Origin of the sequence: Spirosoma sp. 48-14 (assembly GCF_001898575.1) — a bacterium.
Classification (GTDB): Bacteria; Bacteroidota; Bacteroidia; order Cytophagales; family Spirosomataceae; genus Spirosoma.
Genome location: NZ_MKUD01000063.1, coordinates 523417 through 541200, shown reverse-complemented (window position 1 = coordinate 541200; position 17784 = coordinate 523417). Strand labels below are relative to the sequence as shown.

Annotated in this window: 13 protein-coding genes and 1 pseudogene; 8 read left to right on the top strand and 6 right to left on the bottom strand. The window is 48.2% G+C overall.

Annotation, left to right across the window (positions count from 1 at the left end):
• Nucleotides 1-185 precede the first annotated feature (185 nt).
• Complete coding sequence (locus BGO59_RS29210; RefSeq protein WP_293689879.1) at nucleotides 186-1433, top strand: nucleotidyltransferase family protein; 1248 nt, start codon at nucleotides 186-188, stop codon at nucleotides 1431-1433.
• Here BGO59_RS29210 and BGO59_RS29205 read toward each other — a convergent pair.
• On the bottom strand, nucleotides 1391-3343 hold the full coding sequence (locus BGO59_RS29205) for an asparagine synthetase B (protein WP_293689876.1): 1953 nt from the start codon (nucleotides 3341-3343) through the stop codon (nucleotides 1391-1393). The two genes, BGO59_RS29210 and BGO59_RS29205, sit on opposite strands and share 43 nt — an antisense overlap.
• 178 nt (nucleotides 3344-3521) lie before the next feature.
• Here BGO59_RS29205 and BGO59_RS29200 point away from each other — a divergent pair, with 178 nt between their 5' ends.
• A complete protein-coding gene (locus tag BGO59_RS29200; protein ID WP_293689873.1) occupies nucleotides 3522-4181 on the top strand; it encodes a hypothetical protein in 660 nt (219 codons plus the stop codon).
• Between the two features lies 1 nt (nucleotide 4182).
• On the opposite strand, the gene BGO59_RS29195 is transcribed toward BGO59_RS29200, so the two are convergent.
• The 3 genes from BGO59_RS29195 to BGO59_RS29185 all read right to left on the bottom strand — a co-directional run bounded on the left by BGO59_RS29195 (nucleotide 4183) and on the right by BGO59_RS29185 (nucleotide 9012).
• Nucleotides 4183-7440, bottom strand: coding sequence for a C25 family cysteine peptidase (locus BGO59_RS29195; RefSeq protein WP_293689870.1), 3258 nt, complete (start codon nucleotides 7438-7440; stop codon nucleotides 4183-4185).
• A 223-nt stretch (nucleotides 7441-7663) separates the two neighbouring features.
• Complete coding sequence (locus BGO59_RS29190) at nucleotides 7664-8464, bottom strand: polyprenol monophosphomannose synthase (RefSeq protein WP_293689867.1); 801 nt, start codon at nucleotides 8462-8464, stop codon at nucleotides 7664-7666.
• Nucleotides 8465-8637: 173 nt separating this feature from the next.
• Complete coding sequence (locus tag BGO59_RS29185; RefSeq protein ID WP_293689864.1) at nucleotides 8638-9012, bottom strand: DUF4296 domain-containing protein; 375 nt, start codon at nucleotides 9010-9012, stop codon at nucleotides 8638-8640.
• A 177-nt stretch (nucleotides 9013-9189) separates the two neighbouring features.
• Here BGO59_RS29185 and BGO59_RS29180 point away from each other — a divergent pair, with 177 nt between their 5' ends.
• From BGO59_RS29180 to BGO59_RS29170, 3 genes are read left to right on the top strand one after another with little or no spacing between them, the layout of a single operon-like run.
• Complete coding sequence (locus BGO59_RS29180; protein ID WP_293689861.1) at nucleotides 9190-10050, top strand: DUF58 domain-containing protein; 861 nt, start codon at nucleotides 9190-9192, stop codon at nucleotides 10048-10050.
• On the top strand, nucleotides 10051-11055 hold the full coding sequence (locus BGO59_RS29175; RefSeq protein WP_293689859.1) for a hypothetical protein: 1005 nt from the start codon (nucleotides 10051-10053) through the stop codon (nucleotides 11053-11055).
• A 4-nt stretch (nucleotides 11056-11059) separates the two neighbouring features.
• Entirely contained in the window at nucleotides 11060-12127 is a 1068-nt protein-coding gene (locus BGO59_RS29170) for a VWA domain-containing protein (RefSeq protein WP_293689856.1), read from the top strand.
• Between the two features lie 90 nt (nucleotides 12128-12217).
• On the opposite strand, the gene BGO59_RS29165 is transcribed toward BGO59_RS29170, so the two are convergent.
• Nucleotides 12218-13081: a manganese catalase family protein gene (locus BGO59_RS29165; protein WP_293689854.1), complete on the bottom strand. Its 864-nt coding sequence runs from the start codon at nucleotides 13079-13081 to the stop codon at nucleotides 12218-12220.
• A 302-nt stretch (nucleotides 13082-13383) separates the two neighbouring features.
• Here BGO59_RS29165 and BGO59_RS29160 point away from each other — a divergent pair, with 302 nt between their 5' ends.
• Nucleotides 13384-14538 (top strand): zinc-dependent alcohol dehydrogenase, encoded by a 1155-nt coding sequence (locus BGO59_RS29160; protein ID WP_293689852.1) that lies wholly within the window; start codon nucleotides 13384-13386, stop codon nucleotides 14536-14538.
• An 11-nt stretch (nucleotides 14539-14549) separates the two neighbouring features.
• Nucleotides 14550-15056: a hypothetical protein gene (locus BGO59_RS29155; protein WP_293689849.1), complete on the top strand. Its 507-nt coding sequence runs from the start codon at nucleotides 14550-14552 to the stop codon at nucleotides 15054-15056.
• Between the two features lie 187 nt (nucleotides 15057-15243).
• Here BGO59_RS29155 and BGO59_RS29150 read toward each other — a convergent pair.
• Nucleotides 15244-15443, bottom strand: a pseudogene (locus BGO59_RS29150) (hypothetical protein); the annotation flags it as partial.
• Between the two features lie 128 nt (nucleotides 15444-15571).
• On the opposite strand from BGO59_RS29150, the gene BGO59_RS29145 reads away from it, so the two are divergent.
• Nucleotides 15572-17767, top strand: coding sequence for a PQQ-binding-like beta-propeller repeat protein (locus BGO59_RS29145; protein WP_293689846.1), 2196 nt, complete (start codon nucleotides 15572-15574; stop codon nucleotides 17765-17767).
• Nucleotides 17768-17784: the final 17 nt, after the last annotated feature.

Sequence of the window (17784 nt, the reverse complement as noted above, 5' to 3'; positions counted from 1 at the left end):
ACCTTCTCTGGATAGGGCGATAGCTTCCTGTCTATAAAATAGCTTGGTGATGATCCTGTGATCTCATCAAGCTATTTTTCATTTATGCAAATTGCCTTTACATTCGATTCGTCATGGTCGTATTGACTAATAAAATTCCGTTTAGCATCGCTGTGTTGAACTAGAAAAAGATAAAAGTACAGTAAATGCAAATGTATCAATCTCCAGAAATTACAGTTTTGCTGATGACGTGTAAACTGTACATAAATGCGGAGAAAAAAGATAAGTTGGGCCGTTTCTTAGAGGAGCATTCAATTGACTGGGAGCTACTGTATCAGTTAGCAGATCGTCATCGCCTGAAGCCTTTTCTATACCAAGCTTTGCAGAAAAGTTCGATTGGTTCAACAGGTTTCCTGGCAAGATTGCAAAACGATTGTCGGGAAGCGGCAACTGATCATTTATTAAAACGTCATCACTATCATTCGGTCGCTAAGTTGTTAGCCGAAAACGGTATTGACCATTTAGCGTTAAAAGGGGTATATCTAGCTGAAAATTTTTACCCCGAATCTAGCCTTCGTAGTACAGGTGATATTGATCTCTTAATCAATAAAGAAGATGTATTCCGAACAATAGAACTTTTGCAACAGCACGGTTATCAATTAAATAGAAAACATACCATTTATTGCCAGCAAAAAGACAAAGCTTTATTAACGGATTTGTTCGAGGTTAGTTTGTTTAAGCCATTCTTTGGAGATAGTTTTTTTGATATTGATTTACACTGGCAAATGCTGGGATTTAATAAGCATTACGTAGTATTTGACCTACCATACATGCGCTCCCAACCTGAATTCCATATTGAAAAGCAGATCGTTCTGCTGGTGACTCATCATGGAGTTACCAACATCTGGCAGCGGATATATTATATAAATGATTTATATTTTTTACTGGCTCGATACGATATTAACTGGGACTGGCTTATGGCTGAGTTAAGACGTTATGGGTTTGAAGGTGTATTTCTGGCAGGTTTATACTGGTGTCAGGAAATCTGGTCTTTCCGTTTGCCTGATTCTATTAAGCCGCTGGTAGATCAACTAATAACCAGACGGGTAGCTGAGGAATATGCTGAAAACTGGACTAACAAAAAGTCTTACGAATTCAGCGATGCCATTGTACGTCAGCTGAAGTTTTTGGCAAAGACACAGACTAATTTGTCTGGTAAGGCCAAAGTGTATAGAACATTTCTAACGAGTCGTGTTTTTCAACCCAGTCTTTTCAATGTTGGGGGAAGCTATATTTATATACCAAAAGAACTAGGTTTTATGACCGTGTTTATCCGCGCGGTTCAATCGTTGCTTCGATTTTTGCCCGCTAAATCAGATAGAGTAAGCAAGGGAAAGAATGCAACGACTAATCAGAATGTAGAATCCAGTGAATCGAGCCAAAGTGTTAAATAAATAATTCGGCTTAGTTGCCAGTTGTAGCGCGTTTTCCTATTGGCTGGATAGCTTGAACTAAACACAATAGCTACGATCTTTTCGAAAATTGTCTTGTCAATAACTTCCCAGATGGGGTGGCTGGGCAAGGTAAATCGTTCCTGGGTCGATTTATATAATGCCTGAGCTGATACTGTGCCGTATTCTACAAAATTTGCCTTCGTAAAACGCGACAAAATAGCTTCTGGTAAGATTGTACGCAATCCGTTACGAATTAGCCCTCGCCCACGCCCCTGGTTAAAATGCACAGCTAAAGGCGTTGCCAATCCTAATTCGATAATTGACTTGTCGAAGAAAGGAAACGAGTACGTGTGGCCGTAATAAGCACCGATATGATTCATTTGCTCATTGCAGATTACGTTGGTTGTGTGAAGTATTTGTGCAAAGGGTGCCTTGTGTTCAGTGCTTAATTGGGCTACCAGATTTTTGGTGGACATTGCTGGACGATTGTCCAGTTGGTTTTTAAAATCATGACTTAATGCATCGCTAATTAACGGTTGATGGCTGAGTCGGCTCTGGATACGTTTTAGTAAATGCGATAGAATAGTTGATGAAGAAAGACCAAAAAAACGTTTCTGCTTGACGAGTGTATTTAGAAATGAAATCACAGATTGGCTCCTGAAGCGTTTTTTTAGCTCAGGGCTGATCACAGACAGAACAAATTTCTCATACTTTACCTGCTCCCTTAGCTTCGGCCAGTCAGTGCTCAAATAGCCCAGATTGTTCCCCTGGACTGCTACTAATTGCTGGCATGCTTCCTGTAAAGCTACCCAATCGTTTGCCTGCAGTAATTCATCCAGAAAATCAAACCCGTTAGGAGCGGTGCTGTCGCCATCATGCCCGGTTAGCAGTATGTCGCAACCAAGTTGTTGTGCATCTGTCGAAACACTCAAATGAAAGCTGGAAGGAATTATGAAGTGTTCTGGCTGATCAAAGAGCTTATTTATTGTCAGAACTGAATCCAGGATGTTGGCTAAGGGGCGAACCGTGGTATGCTTCGGATGCCACTGGTCAACTACAGCCTTTACATACTCCTGCTCACTAGCCGACGGTTGATTGGTGTCGATAGAAAACGTATGTAGATCTGAACGGTGCTGCGATCGTAAAAGTGATTGGGCCACGCAACTGACAGACGAAGAGTCCAGCCCGCCACTAAGGTGAGAACCTACTATTTTTTTACCCTGAATCCGGTGCCTGATAGCCGTTGTAAAGTGCTCCTGAAATAAAGATGCATACGCTTCGGGACCGGATAGCCCTTCAAATCGACGCAGCGCAGGCTGCCAGTACGGGTGAATCTGGACAGTCTGTGAACTTACGGATAAATAATGTCCTGGTAGAGCGCTGAAAATGGCTTCGTAGAACGTTTCGTTGGTGTAAGGTACATAAACGGTACTCCAGGTCAGGTACTCTTTAAATTTCCGTCGATTGGGCTTTACGTATACCTCCTGCAACGCCAACAAGGCTTTAATTTCTGAGGCAAACGCGAAGAAACGGCCGGGCTGATGCGTATAGTAAAGTGGCTTAACACCTAGTGGGTCGCGGGCGCAGATCAGTTGTTGGTTCCGTTCGTCCCAGAGCGCGGTGGCGAAATCGGCATTCAATTCGTTAAATAAGACTGTACCTTTCTGTAAAAAACCGGAAGAGAATGGGTTTTCTGGTATATCATCGGCAAATAGGTCGGCATCAGAAACACTGTATAGCGAAGCTTGGCTATTCGTTTCGGGCTGGCTTCCAAACGTAAAAAGTTCCCCCTGAGATACAACGTGGCTCGTTGCTTTGCCCCGATGTTGTAGTAACCGAATCAGATTTGATCGATCCGTAGGATGAATCGGTTGCCCATCAAATCGAATTATTCCTGCAATGCCGCTCATGGTTTAGTCGTGAAAACGTAATAACGTAACCCTTTTTGTATCTTCGCTTTCGGGTAGTCATCGTGTACAAGTTTATCAGATTGACGGGGGAGCCGCCTGCCTGAGCGATCCGACCATTTTATAGTTAAGCCGCCAAATGCGTTTAAAAAGTAGCCTCTATCAAGTTACTCTGCTGACAATGATTAGCCTTGGCGTTGGGTGCCAATCGACCAATACATCTCCTACGCCCGATGATTCAACTTATTTCCCGATTCAGACAGGTGATTACTGGATTTATCAGGTAACCCAGGAAACGTATACGCTCACTGGTGCGCCAACTACACGTACCTATCAGCTTCAGCAGAAAATCAGTAATTCCTATACACAGAATGGGCAGGTTGTTTATCAGGTAGAGGAATCCATCAAACTGCCTACCCAATCAGATTGGCAAATCAACGCTATTCGGACGGTTTATAAAAACCTTTCAGAAGTAATTAGTCAGGATGGTAATGTGCCTAAGCTACAACTGCTGTTTCCCGTTGCAGCGTCGACAAGCTGGAACCTGAATACGTATAATGCCAACCCGGATACGGTATTGCATTACCAGGATGCCGGACGCCCCTTTAAAGTTGGCAGTCAGACGTTCGATCATACGGTGTCGGTACTGGGTACGAATGATTCAACCCTGATCAATCAACAGAAATACAGCCGGGTATATGCACAGAATGTTGGGCTGGTATACCGCGAAAATACATCGTTGGCTTATTGCCAGTCTACACCAGATTGTATTGGCAAAGGGATTATTTCGGCAGGTAGCCGACAGAAATGGTCATTGATTGCCAGCAACCGATTAAACTAGATCAAGGTTGCCAGATCACCTTCCCGGCCCGCTCATCGGTACGTCCGTCTTTCCAGGTTAGACGGAGTGAGTACGGGTAAAGGCCCGGCGATACGCCCTGCCAAAGCAACAGATTCTTACCCGTCGATACAGGCAAGGTGCTATTAAATACTTGAATACCCGCCTGGTTATAGATGATGAGCCTCGATTCAGTTGGCAAATCGTTGACGTTCAGATTTAACTCGAATTTGACGTAACTGGTAGCAGGATTTGGGTAGGTGTTTACCGTAATTGTTTCCTCGTTCGACAGTGTCACGAGATCCAGTCGATAGGGTGAGGAAATTCGGTTTCCGGCGGCATCTTTTCCAAAAACGATAAGCTGATAGGTACTGCCTGCTTTGAGCGATAAATATGTTGAGACCTGAAGTTGGTTAGCTGAAACAGCCGACACCGATAAGAGCTGAGCGGGCAGCTTCTGGGGAGCACAGGTCTCGCAGCTTCGTAAATAAACATCGACTGCGCTGGTATCCTGGCGCGAAAGAGGATTCTCGTCCTGAATAAAAATATCGACCCGTGGACTTAAACCGACAACGGAACGATTTTCGCGAATGGCTCCATCAATAAATACATTGATCTCCGGGTTTATTCGATCTGGTAAGGCCTTTATGGGATAACTCGTACCACTTTCTGCCTGCGACCAGTCGATGGTGAGCGCAGCCGTATTATTGGTTTTCGATAATTCGGTAATCTGGTTTGCTGGATCGATGGTTACCTCAACCTTTTGCAGAGTTGGGTCTTTAGCGATTGTATACGTTAGCGTATCCTGATAGCGAAAGGCATTGAAACGGAATGCATCGGTTGTGGTTCCGGTATTGGTCGTTTTCTTTAGCGATACAGCAACCGACTGTCCGGCCACGAATCTACCCAGATTGGCCAGGGGAATAACGACCTGAATGGAATCGCTGCTTTTGATCGGGCTGCCAACTACCGACGACTGAATATAGAGGCCTTTTGCATCAATGGAAAAATCAGGATTAGGAAGTGGGTATAAGGATACAACCGGATCGCCCTGTAAGATCATTTCCAGCATCATGGATTCATCATAAGGGCCGTAAGCCCCCTTCTGAATAGCCGTATTTAACTGTTGCTGCACTTTCCCGAAAGGCATCCCTAACGTATTGGCATCTGTAAAAAGCGAAGTGTACAGGTTGTTGAGGTAGTAAGCAGTAGTGCCTTCATAGCTCCAGTAGGAATGTGCCAGTACGACGGCCGCGCCTTTCGAAGGGGCTAGTAACCAGTCGGTCGACAAAGCATTGAAACGGGAGAATATCTCGCCGACACCGCAGCCGTTAAAAATCATGAAAGGGTAAAATGAATTACGAAGGCCATTGTCTGGTGAGGAGGCATACCCAAAATTCATGTCTGTCACATTAGGACCAGCGTGGCCAAAAAAGGTGATCAGGCTAACACCATCATTGACTAAAGGTGAAATATTAATCGACTCGACCTCGGCTGTAGTCGTTTTACTGAACGTTGAAATCTGCCCTCCTAAAAGCCCATTGGTCACCATATTTCCAATAGTGGCCAGGGCGCTACTGAGCCGTTGGGCCTCCTCTTTCGTTTTGCCGCCACTGACATGAATGAGATGTTTACGCCAAAGTCCGTTCTGAGCTGGGTTTTCAACTTGCTTTATTTTTTCCAGATAGGCCAGTACATGCTCGTTCTTCGTTACATTCAGCCGACCCGTAGGGAGGGCAGGTGTATTAACTGGATAGCCGCCTAAACCTGCTGTCAACAAAATATCGGAACCCGGATAGCCAATCGTTGGGACCAGGTCGTCGGGGGCTGTTTTAACGTAGTACGGGTAGCTACAGGCCTTACCAATCAGCAGCATATTTTTTACCGCTGTGTTGGCCAGCATATAATCGGCAAAACGCCGAAGAGCCAGAGGACTCCGTTCGCCATAATTAAACTGGTCATAAAGCGAGTCCACGTCTACAATAAAAGGAATGTGCCTGCCCCCCGCATCAGATGCCCGGTAAGCCGCATAGGTGCTGGCCGACTGTTTCAGCGATGAATGCGTAATGATAAGGTAGGTTGCCGATGGCGGGAAGTTCGACGTAAAACGGGTCGTCTGTATCGATAGGGGTTTAAGAAATTGGCTCGATACATAAATATCCCGCTTCTGACTCATGCCTGTTACAACGGCCTGCGCCTGACCCGGCGCTGTTTGCAAAACCAGAAACTGGCAGTTGGCTTTATCGGTGATGTCGTACGCAACAGCCCCTGCCGGGGCGTTTTTAATGGCGAGCAGCGAACTGGATTGGGTGTTCGGAGGTAAATGAAACACTTTGTTCGATTGCCCCGCCATATCCGTAGCCTGGGGGTATGATACTTTTACGTAGGTAATCGAAAAATTGTTGGTATTATCGATCTTTTGCGATTTAAATCGAACCGTAACCTGTTCATTCTGAAGACCTGATGGATTGATAGCGCTTTGGAAGGTTTGAGCACTAAAGCCAGCAACCGAAAGTGGGGGAATCTGGGCAATAGTTCCGGCATCGACCGTAATAGTATGATTTGTGTTATCACGGCCATTGACCATGCCTTCCAGTACGATTGGCCAGGAAACGGTACTAACCCGATTCAGTAACGTCATGGTTACAACACCGATCGAATCAGTGGTTAGCAAGGGTCCTGACCAGCCTTCGCCCGGCTCGAAATAACTCTGCTGGAGAACGGGCTCGATTCCCTTTAAGTTGTTGAAGGTATACTCGCTGGTATAGGCCTGAACAGTTTCTTCAATGTGGAATTTTTCGGCAGTCAGCCCCTGAGAGGCTAGGTTCTGCTCGGGTACCCGTTTGCCGGTTTGCCCCGAACTATTGGTCAGGAAATAGGCTGTTTTATCAGAAAATAATGTCTGATAAGGGTGCAGTCGCTTTTGGGGCCGATATAATAGCGAATCCTGACTGCCATCATTGCCTTCTCCATAAAATTCCAGATAATCCTGTGGGTCGAACGCACCATCCTGCTGGCCAACGATGCGAACCGCTAGTTCTTTTCCTCGAAAAAAGAGTTGCCAGTTGGTAGGATTGGTTTGAAGAAAAGAAGCATCTGCCGATTTGAGATCATCGTACGTAATGCGGTAGATGCCAGTCTGGTTGGTCGTAAACTTCAGGTATTTCTGCGAGGGTTTAATCCACTCGGAGCCAACGGTGCGTTGCCCGTACAGAGCAAGCCAATGAATCGTAAATGCTACTAAAAGTAATCCTTGTTTCATCAGGAAAACGGATGGCCTAACCAGGACAAAAACGGCTCATCGACAGACCAGGGCAGCGGCTGAACTGCCCCTTTACCCAATCACTTGTGGCGAGGGGAGGGAGTTACGTTGAGCAAATTACGCCACTATCGACTCCGTTTTCATGAGAGTTTATGACGTATTACCAAAGATAAAGATTAGTTCGGTAACCTGGTTAATCCAGATAGTTTATGATGAGCGTATACTAAAGTGCATCAACCGACTCTTCGAGTTTGGCTGCCGATTCCCGGCGGGGGATATAATGCCGGAAAAAACTGCTGACCTTCATTTGGAGTACGCCAAAAACCGCTTCCTTAAAGATTTTCGAGGACATCTTCGATTCCCCCTTTGTGCGGTCGGTGAAAATAATGGGGACTTCCTGGATTCGGAAGCCATATTTCCAACAGGTAAACTTCATTTCGATCTGAAACGCGTATCCAACAAATTTGATCGGGTTATGTAGGATAACCTCCAGCACCTCAGCCCGATAGCAGACAAAACCGGCCGTTGGGTCCATCACCGACATCCCTGTGATAAACCGAACATAGACGCCTGCGAAATACGACATCAATACCCGGCCCATCGGCCAGTTCACGACGTTTACCCCCCGGATGTAGCGTGACCCGACGGCTACATCGGCCCGGTCGGGACCTTCGTTGGCGCAGGCGCGGTATAACCGAACCAGATCATCAGGATTGTGGGAAAAGTCGGCGTCCATTTCAAACAGATACCGATAGCCACGCGATAAAGCCCATTTGAAGCCATCGATGTAGGCTGTGCCCAATCCTAACTTTCCACGTCGTTCGAGTAGATGGAGTCGGTGCGAAGGCCCGGTGCTGGGAAAGTCGTGCTGTAAATCGCGAACGCACTGGGCAGTACCATCTGGCGAACCATCGTCGACTATAAGAATATCGAACGGCTCCGGCAGGCTGAATACTTTCCGGATAATCGCTTCGATATTCTCGATTTCATTATACGTAGGGATGACGACCAGTCGTTCTTTCACAGCTTCTTTGTTACGTTTAGAGAGGGATTATTTGTACAACAATAAAACCCGTGCTTTTTGTACAAATTAATCATTAAAAATTGTTAATCAGGGTTTTGGTCTCCTATCATATCGGCAACGTATGGGGTTTTTGCTATGACGATCAGTTCATTCACCCCCTGATTCGTCAGCGATCATGTTTTCTTGGGTGTCTTCCCACTGATTATGTTTTGCAGATTTTTCGTAACCTGTTGATAGATCGTTTCCATCTCTCGCGGATGAGATGAATAAAAGATGTAGCTTTTCCGATAGACTGCCGTATCGAGCTGGTATTTTTTGATGATCTGGTTCTCTAGTCGCTTGTAGACAATATTTGATGAGTCGATTGACGTCAAGGCCATGCGACTGACTCGTGCTTCGGCCAGATGAACCTCTGTCAGAATATCGGCCATCTGATCGGTTGGAACCAGTTTGTCAGGTCGCTCATCTTCAGGAGCTGTACAGGCAGCCATTAGCCAGCCGCTTACCAGTAGGCTCCACCAGCGGGATTGAAAATGGTTCCGAAACATAGAGTACGGTTTGATTGAGGGTTAGGTATCTAGTTTACGAAAGCTGATACACACATTGTTATTCGTCTGTGCTCCCATAAACCGAATACGGTAAACCGAAAACTAATAGCTTTGTAAGCTGATCTTGCAAGGCAAAGTTCGGGATTGATTGTTAAAAAAGCATAACGTCTGCTCTCTATGGACGAATTCCTGGCACGGCTCCGAAATTTCGACATCCGCATCCGAAAGGCGGTCAATTCGCAGATGCGCGGAAGTTTTCGGTCGGTATTTAAAGGTACGGGGCTGGAATTTACCGACTTACGGACGTATCAGTACGGTGATGATGTGCGGGCTATCGACTGGAACGTATCTTCGAAAGGGCATGGTACGTTCGTAAAAGTATTTCGGGAAGAAAAAGACCAGACTGTCTTTTTTGTAGTCGATGTGAGTGCCTCACAACACGTTGGGCCAAGCTACCGGGATAAACTGGCGGCTACCAAAGAAGTGTGTGGGGTACTGGCTTTGTCGGCGATTCGGGAAGCCAGCCATGTAGGTATGTATTGTTTTTCGGATCAGAAAGAGAAATACATCAGGCCATCCAACGGCCTCAAAACGGGCTATCAGTTGATTATGAGCTTGTATAAGCTGAAACCGGAGTCGGGCCGGACCAGTATTGCGGATGCGCTGTTGTTTACGCTTAATGCGCTAAAACGTAGGAGCGTGGTGATTCTGCTGTCTGATTTTATTGACCAGCAATATGAGCATAATCTGAAAGCACTGGCGAAAAAGCATGATTTGGTCGTTATTCACTTGTATGATCAACGAGAGGTTAAATTGCCCCGCCTGGGGATTATTCCCGTTCATGATACCGAAACCGGGCGAACCGTTTGGGTGAATACCTCGTCGGCTGCTTTTCGGAATAGCCTCCATAATACATTTCAGCAGAACCAGGTGCGGCTTGAGCGGCTTTGCAAGCAATACAATGCCAATTACCTGGCTCTTGATTCGCAGGAAGATTTTGTACCAAAACTCGTTGAGTTATTCAGGGTGAGAAAGTAAATGATTTATACGCTTCGCGCTATCGTTTTGTCAGTGTTGCTGTTGGGGTTTTGGGTGCCAGGTGTATCACTGGCCCAGAACCGATCAGTGCGACAGCCTCCATTACAAGGCTATTTTTTAGCTGATAGTGTCGAAATTGGTCGGCCATTTCAGTACTCGCTTACCTATCGCCATCCAGCCATAAACGATGTATTGTTCCCCGATACGGCGCGTCACTTTTCGCCTTATCAGGTGCAAAAGGTGGTCGTTTTCCCCACTCAGACTACAGGCGCCGGTGTTGCAGCCGTCAGCCGCGATAGTGCCGTATACACCCTGATCTCGTTTGAAACAGATACGATTCAACGATTACAGGTGCCGATTCGGGTGATTGGCGACGCCGACTGCACCCAGCTATGGTCCGGGGTCGATTCGGTATTCCTTCGGTCAAAGTTACCCCTTGCCAAGTCGGATTCTGTTCAGTCACAACCGCCAAAACTGGCAACCGAAACGGATCTGGCAACACTGCAACAGCAATTCAATTACCTGGCATTGATAACCGGATTTTCACTGGTGAGCTTAGCCGCCCTACTGATATACGCACTTTTTGGACGGACGATCACTCGGCAGTGGAAGCTATATCAGCTCAATCGGCAACACCTCCGTTTTCTGAGTGAATACAACCGTTTCTGCCGAAACATAAATTCATACACCGCTTCTGAAACGGCTAATCAGGCAATCGTTCTTTGGAAGGTCTATTTAGAACGACTGGATTCGTTGCCTTATACATCTATGACTACTCCTGAACTAGCCGAGCAAATGGCTGATAACCGGGTAACGGATGCGTTGCGAGAGGCCGACCGAATGATCTATGGTGGTTCGTTTTCGCCCCAATCGCAGCCTGCTTTGCGCCTGTTGGGCGAAATAGCTACACAGACCTACCGGCGTGCCCGTACTCGTTTGCAGGTTAGTGGAAGCGTGGAGGCATCTACCGATGAAAAAACAACCGAACCCTCATCAATAGTCTGATTGCATGGAGCCCTGGTATTCTGTTTATTGGTTTCGTTCGGTGCAATGGCAGCAATATCATTTTGCGCACCCACTGGCTCTTTCGCTGATTCCGGGGATTCTGGTGTTATTTTTTTTGCGGTATTATCTAAGTCGAAATGCCCGACAGCAGCTAAATATATCGCTCGGACAGATTCGGCAAAGGCGTATAGGCACTGACAATTTAGTCGATCGATGGTTAAGCCTGCTACGTTATCTGTTGCCAATTAGTGTGTTTGTGGGGGTGGCTATGCTTCTGGTAGCCTTGGCTCGCCCGCAGATCGTACGCCAGCAACGCGATGAGCAGTCGGAAGGAATCGACATTATGCTGGCTATCGATGTATCAGAGTCGATGAATGAGAGCGATTTGCCACCCAATCGGCTAGCTGCTGCCCGTCGGGTGGCTCAGGCATTTGTCAATAGTCGCAAAAATGATCGAATCGGTCTGGTGATTTTCGCGGGTGAAGCGTTCTCCTTGTGCCCACTTACAACCGACTATGCCTTATTAAAACAGTACTTAAATGACCTTAACACACGCATGATTCGAACGTCGGGTACGGCAATTGGCGATGCGTTGGCTCGGTGTATCAATCGTATGCGAGACCCGGGTACTACACAGGCAGACACATCTCAGATCGACATTGAACAGACCGGCCCGGAACGCAGCAAACTAATTATACTCCTGAGCGATGGTGATAACACAGCCGGAAATCTTGATCCTGTTACGGCTGCCAAACTAGCCAGGGCATTTTCAATGCGCCTTTACACCATTGCGGTTGGGCGTGCTTCGTCCGTGAAAGCCGGTACGGTTGATGAGGGTATTCTGAAAACGATTGCTGCTATTGGGAGCGGTAGTTTTTACCGGGCTACTGATGCCCGGAGTCTGCAACGCATATTTTCTCAGATCAACCGTCTTGAAAAAGCACCAGTACAAGTCAGGGTCTATGAAGACATTCAGGATTTTTATCGTGTGTATTTGTATTGGGGAATCAGCTTCCTGTTAGGAGCTTTGCTGTTGAAAAACACCATCTTTGGTAATATACTGGAAGATTAATCAGGCGAAGAGTTATGCCGCGTGTTGGGTCAGGCTGAGTGCATAGGCCTGTCTTGTTGATAACCTATGCGCTCAGCCTGTTTCTGGAAATTAGCTTTTCTGACCAGCCTGTTCAATCTGTTCTGTTTGCGCATGGCCTTCCGGCAGAGGAGGAGCTAACATAGGCTCATAGCCCACGGGCTGCGCTTTGATTTCCCGGAATTCACTCTTGCCATCCAGCGATGAGCCTTGTGTCCAGCGTCGGTTCTGGCCGGCCGATTGGGAGTCGGGGTCAATGTTAGTATCTACAAAAGCATAGCTGAACTCCTGATGTTCCTGGCTTTGTGGAAAACTGTTCGGGATGGGCAATACACCCCGGATATCGCCATGCCCTAACTCTTCCAGAACGGCCAGCCATTGCTGTTGGTGCATGGTATCGCGGGCAATCAGAAAAGAGAGCATGTCTTTCATACCCGCATCGTCTGTCATTTCATAGAGCCGTGTGGCCAGCGTGCGCCCGGTTGCTTCGGCCATTACATTGGCAAACATATCGGAGGCTATATTACCGGAGCTGACTACCCAGGAACCGTTGAACGGAACGCCATTAGCATCAGATGCCAACGCGCCCATGCCACCCGACAGGAAGTGCCGAGGGTCTCCTCCGCCGATGAGTTTTTCCATTAGTGGGTCGTTGCCAACAATTGTATCGATCACACTGCTGGAAGCGCCTTGCAAGTTCAGACAAACGGCGGTTGCCAGCATTTCGATGTGCGCGATCTCTTCGGTGCCGGGATTCAGCAACATATCCCGATAGCGAACAGGTCCTCGCGAATTCCAGGCCTGAAACAGATACTGAAGGCAAACCCGGATTTCACCTTCAATACCGCCGATGGCTTGTTGAAGGGCGCGGGCGAACTGAGGATCCGGTTTGTCGACTTTGACGGTGTACTGGAGTTTCTTGTCGTGATAAAACATAAAAATAGAGGGTTTATTAGCTTGTCTCCGGCTCACATCATGAGCAAAAGGAGTGTCCGAGCCAGCCTTTTTATCAATCGATAAACGGCATTGGCATTGTCTTACCAACGCTCTTTGAACAGCCAGTGGCTTTAAAATAAAAGGCAGAGTGAGCGAACGGCCGGTGAGCTTTTAAGTGTCCGTTTCCGAAATGGACACGCCCCATTCCCTTACTCGTTTTATCTCGTCTGGGCATTCCGCCCAGCAAATGAGTTGGTTATAGACAGTCCCGATCAATTAATCTTAGTCATCAGAACATACGTATGCTAGCCATGAATTACCGGGGCCCTCGACGGGTCCGTATTGACTCAAAACCGTATCCCGAAATCAAACACCCGGAAGATGCCATCGTGCGGGTGACCCGTTCCTGCATTTGTGGGTCAGATTTGCATTTGTATAATGGTAATGTGCCTGATACACGCGTTGGATCGACGTTCGGGCATGAATTTATCGGCATTGTCGAGGAAGTAGGCCCTGAAGTACACAAACTCAAAATAGGCGATCAGGTGCTGGTACCCTTCAATATTGCCTGTGGCAAATGCTCCTTTTGTCAGCAGGGTTTGTATGGTAACTGCCACGAATCCAACACCGAAGCTACGGCGGTAGGGGGCATCTTTGGGTATTCGCACACGGCCGGTGGTTTCGATGGGGGCCAGGCCGAATTTGTTCGGGTGCCCTACGCTAATTTTGGCCCTACGGTTATTCCTTCTGGCATGGACCCCGATGATGCTGTGCTGCTGACGGATGTAGTGCCAACAGGCTACCAGGCAGCCGAGATGGGCGGTATTCAGCCCGGCGATACCGTTGTGGTATTTGGGGCTGGGCCGGTAGGCATTATGGCAGCACGCTGTTCGTGGCTGTTTGGGGCGGGACGCGTCATTGTGATCGATCAGGTCGATTACCGGCTGGAGTTTGTCCGAAACTATGCTCCCTGCGAAGCCTACAACTTTAAAGAGATGGACGACCCGGTGGTGTTTATCAAAAAAATGACGGACTGGCTGGGGGCCGATGTATGCATTGACGCCGTTGGGGCTGAAGCTGCCGGAAGTGCGCTACAGACCATTACCGGGCGAAAATTGTTGATTCAGGCCGGTTCGGCCACAGCTCTTCACTGGGCTATCAACTCGGTCAAAAAAGGCGGTATCGTTTCGGTTGTGGGTGTATATGGCCCCACGGATAATCTGGTTCCGATCGGAAATGTAGTCAATAAAGGACTAACCATTCGGGCCAATCAGGCTTCGGTAAAACGGCTCCTGCCACGGCTGATCGACCATGTTCAAAATGGTATTTTGGCCCCTAAAGCCCTGATTACCCACCGGGTACCGCTGGAAGACGTCGCCGATGCCTATAACATCTTTGCCAACAAACTCGATAACTGCATTAAACCCGTCCTTATTCCACCTTCAGCTCGAAGCTAACACACAAGACTATGGAAACCATCCAGACATTAGCAGAAAAGTACACGCATATTCGGGGCTGGGGCATCGATGCCGATCCGAAAAATGACCCGACCTATCCTATCAAGAATCGCACCGATGCCGAACAACGGGGCTACTCCTGGCAGCGGCCAACACAACAGCCCATCGACACGGAGGTGCTTCGCTCGATCGAACGCCCAAACGTCAGCGCCGTTTTTGGTACGTCAGTACCTCCATCTGGACTGAGCGGCCAGATTCGCCGGTTTGCCTTTCGATTCAGCGAATCGGAATATGGGCATTGGCTCCCGTTGCTGCTTGCCGACCGGGTCAACGTGGTAGAAGGGATTATCGATGATGTCAGACAAGGGATTGTTCCCAACATTTTTGCCGAGAAGGGAATGCTGGCCGACTGGAAATACAATCGAAAAAACCTGCTTCAGCAAGTGCTGATCGGAGCGGTGGTGACGACCACAATCCTCACGATCATGTCCCGGACAAAGAGCCCCAGAAGGGCGTGACGCATAGATAAGAATACGCAAACCCCCGAATCGAACTGCCTCACGAAAATGAGCAGATTGCGCTTGAAAAAGCTATTGATGCCCAAAATTTGAACGATCAGTTTGTTCAACCCTATTAGAAAATAAAAAGAGCAGCAAGTACTTCTTCATTACTTGCTGCTCGAATAAAACGTTGCGTGAAGCCATGTTAGATACGCTTCTCTACATCGGGCCTAAAGGGTTGATTGTAGTGTCGTTTGCCCGTAGTCTTATACAAGGCGTTGGCTACAGCACCAAACACAGGCGGGAAAGGGGCTCTCCTAAACCCGTTGGGTCGATGTCATTTTCGACAAAATGAACCTCAATTTGTTTGGGTGCTTCGTTATGGCGAATCGTTATGATTCGATAATACCGCCACGGTTAGTTATTCGTATTGTACTAATTTTTCTGTAACGATTGATGAAATTATTGGCGACTGTTTCTTTTAGAAGGTAGAGGCTGATCGGTAGCCTTACATCTTCTTTATACTGATTTTTATGATTCGTCTGGATCACAAGGGAGCCGTTTTAGGACTGGTGATAAGTAGCATGCTTGTAGCGGGTATGGTCACGAGCGAAGGCCCGATAACGACGGGTAAGGATTGGCCCAACTACGGGGGCAATAAAGCCGGAAATCGCTATTCGCCACTGAACCAGATCAATACCCAAAACGTAGCAAACTTAGCGGTAGCCTGGATGTACGATGCTTCTGAAAAACCGGACGCCAACGGCCGTCGGCCTGATCGGGCCATTCAGTGTCAACCCATTGTGGTGGATGGCGTTCTGTACGGGACTACGCCCGATCTGAACCTTTTTGCTCTGAAGGCTGGAACGGGTGAGCAACTGTGGCGCTTTGAACCATCACGCAATGATCGACGCAATTCCAATCGCGGGGTGGTGTATTGGCAAAGCGAATCAGACAAGCGGATTCTGTACACCGTGGGGTCAAGTTTGTATGCCGTCAATGCCGAAACGGGTCAATCCATTGCCAGCTTTGGAACAGACGGCAAAGCCGATTTGCACGAGGGGCTGCAAACGAATCTGGACCATGATGTAAGCAAGCTGTCCGTCAATGCAACTTCGCCGGGGATCGTATATCGTAATACGTTCATCATCGGATCGAGTGTATCTGAATCGGGCGATGCGGCTCCCGGCCATATTCGGGCGTTTGATGTGGTCACGGGCAAACTGAAATGGGTATTTCACACGATTCCACAGCCGGGCGAGTTCGGTTATGATACCTGGCCGAAAGACGCTTACCAGAAAATTGGAGGAGTCAATAACTGGAGTGGCATGGTACTCGATGAACAAAGGGGAGTCTTGTATTTCGGAACGGGCTCACCTGCATCCGATTTTTATGGGGGCGACCGCAAAGGCCAGAACCTGTTTGCCAATTGCATTATGGCGCTGGAAGCCGAAACGGGCAAGATGAAATGGTATTATCAGACCATTCACCACGACCTTTGGGACCGGGATCACCCTTGCCCACCCAACCTGATTACGTTGAATCGCCCCGGCCCGGATGGTAAATCCCGGCGCATAGATGCCGTCGTGCAGACCACCAAAGACGGGCTAGTGTACGTGCTGGATCGGGATAAAGGGACGTCCCTCTTTCCGGTCGATGAGCGAAAGGTACCTATCAACGGCTTACCTGGCGAGCACCCCTGGCCGACGCAGAAATTTCCTCGTAAACCACTTCCACTAACCCGGCAGGTGTATACCGAAGCGGATATTACCGACCTGTCGCCCGAAGCTCATGCGTATGTAAAGGAGCGGTATCTGCGCCTAAAGACGGATAACAAGTTTGCACCCCCCTCCGAAAAAGGTACGCTGCTGTTCGGCTACAGTGGTGGGGCCGAATGGGGCGGCAACGCCATCGACCCATCGGGAATTCTTTTTCAGAACGTTAATGAAGACCCCTGGGAGCTGATCATGACTAAACGGGCCGATCTGGCGCAGCGTACTACCCCTGTTACGGCGGGTAATGCCTTGTACATCGCGAACTGCGCCACCTGTCACGGGCAGGACCGACGTGGCAGTGGCCCCGAATTACCGTCGCTCATCGACATCGGGAAAAAGCGGTCGGCCGACGAAATTAAAACCTTGCTTAAGACGGGGAGCGGTCGGATGCCCTCATTCGGTCATCTGTCGGAGAAAGATCGGGATGCACTCGTTAGTTTTCTGCTGAACACCGAAAGCGGATCAGCTAAAGTAGCGCAGGCTTCGGCTGTTACACCCGTTTCCGGTAGCAAAAGTGGCTTTCCGTATGTGCCTACCTATGTGAGCAAGGTATGGCAGCGCTTTACCGATAAAGAAGGTTATCCGGGCATTAAACCACCCTGGGGCACGTTGAACGCGATTGACCTGAACACGGGCGATTACCTCTGGCGGGTTCCGTTGGGTGAGTATCCCGAACTGGCTAAGAAAGGCATTCCTACCACCGGAACCGATAGCTATGGTGGCCCATTGGTTACGGCAGGTGGTCTGGTATTTATTGCTGGAACGAGAGACGAGAAAATCCGGGCTTTCGACAGGAAAACAGGTAAGGTAGTTTGGGAATACCAGCTTCCGGCGGGTGGTTTTGCAACGCCCATCAGCTACGAGGTGAGCGGAAAACAATACATCGTGATTGCCGCTGGGGGCGGTAGAGGCCAGAAAATCGGTGGAAATTACATCGCCTTTGCCCTCAAATAGTCTTTGTATTTAGTAAG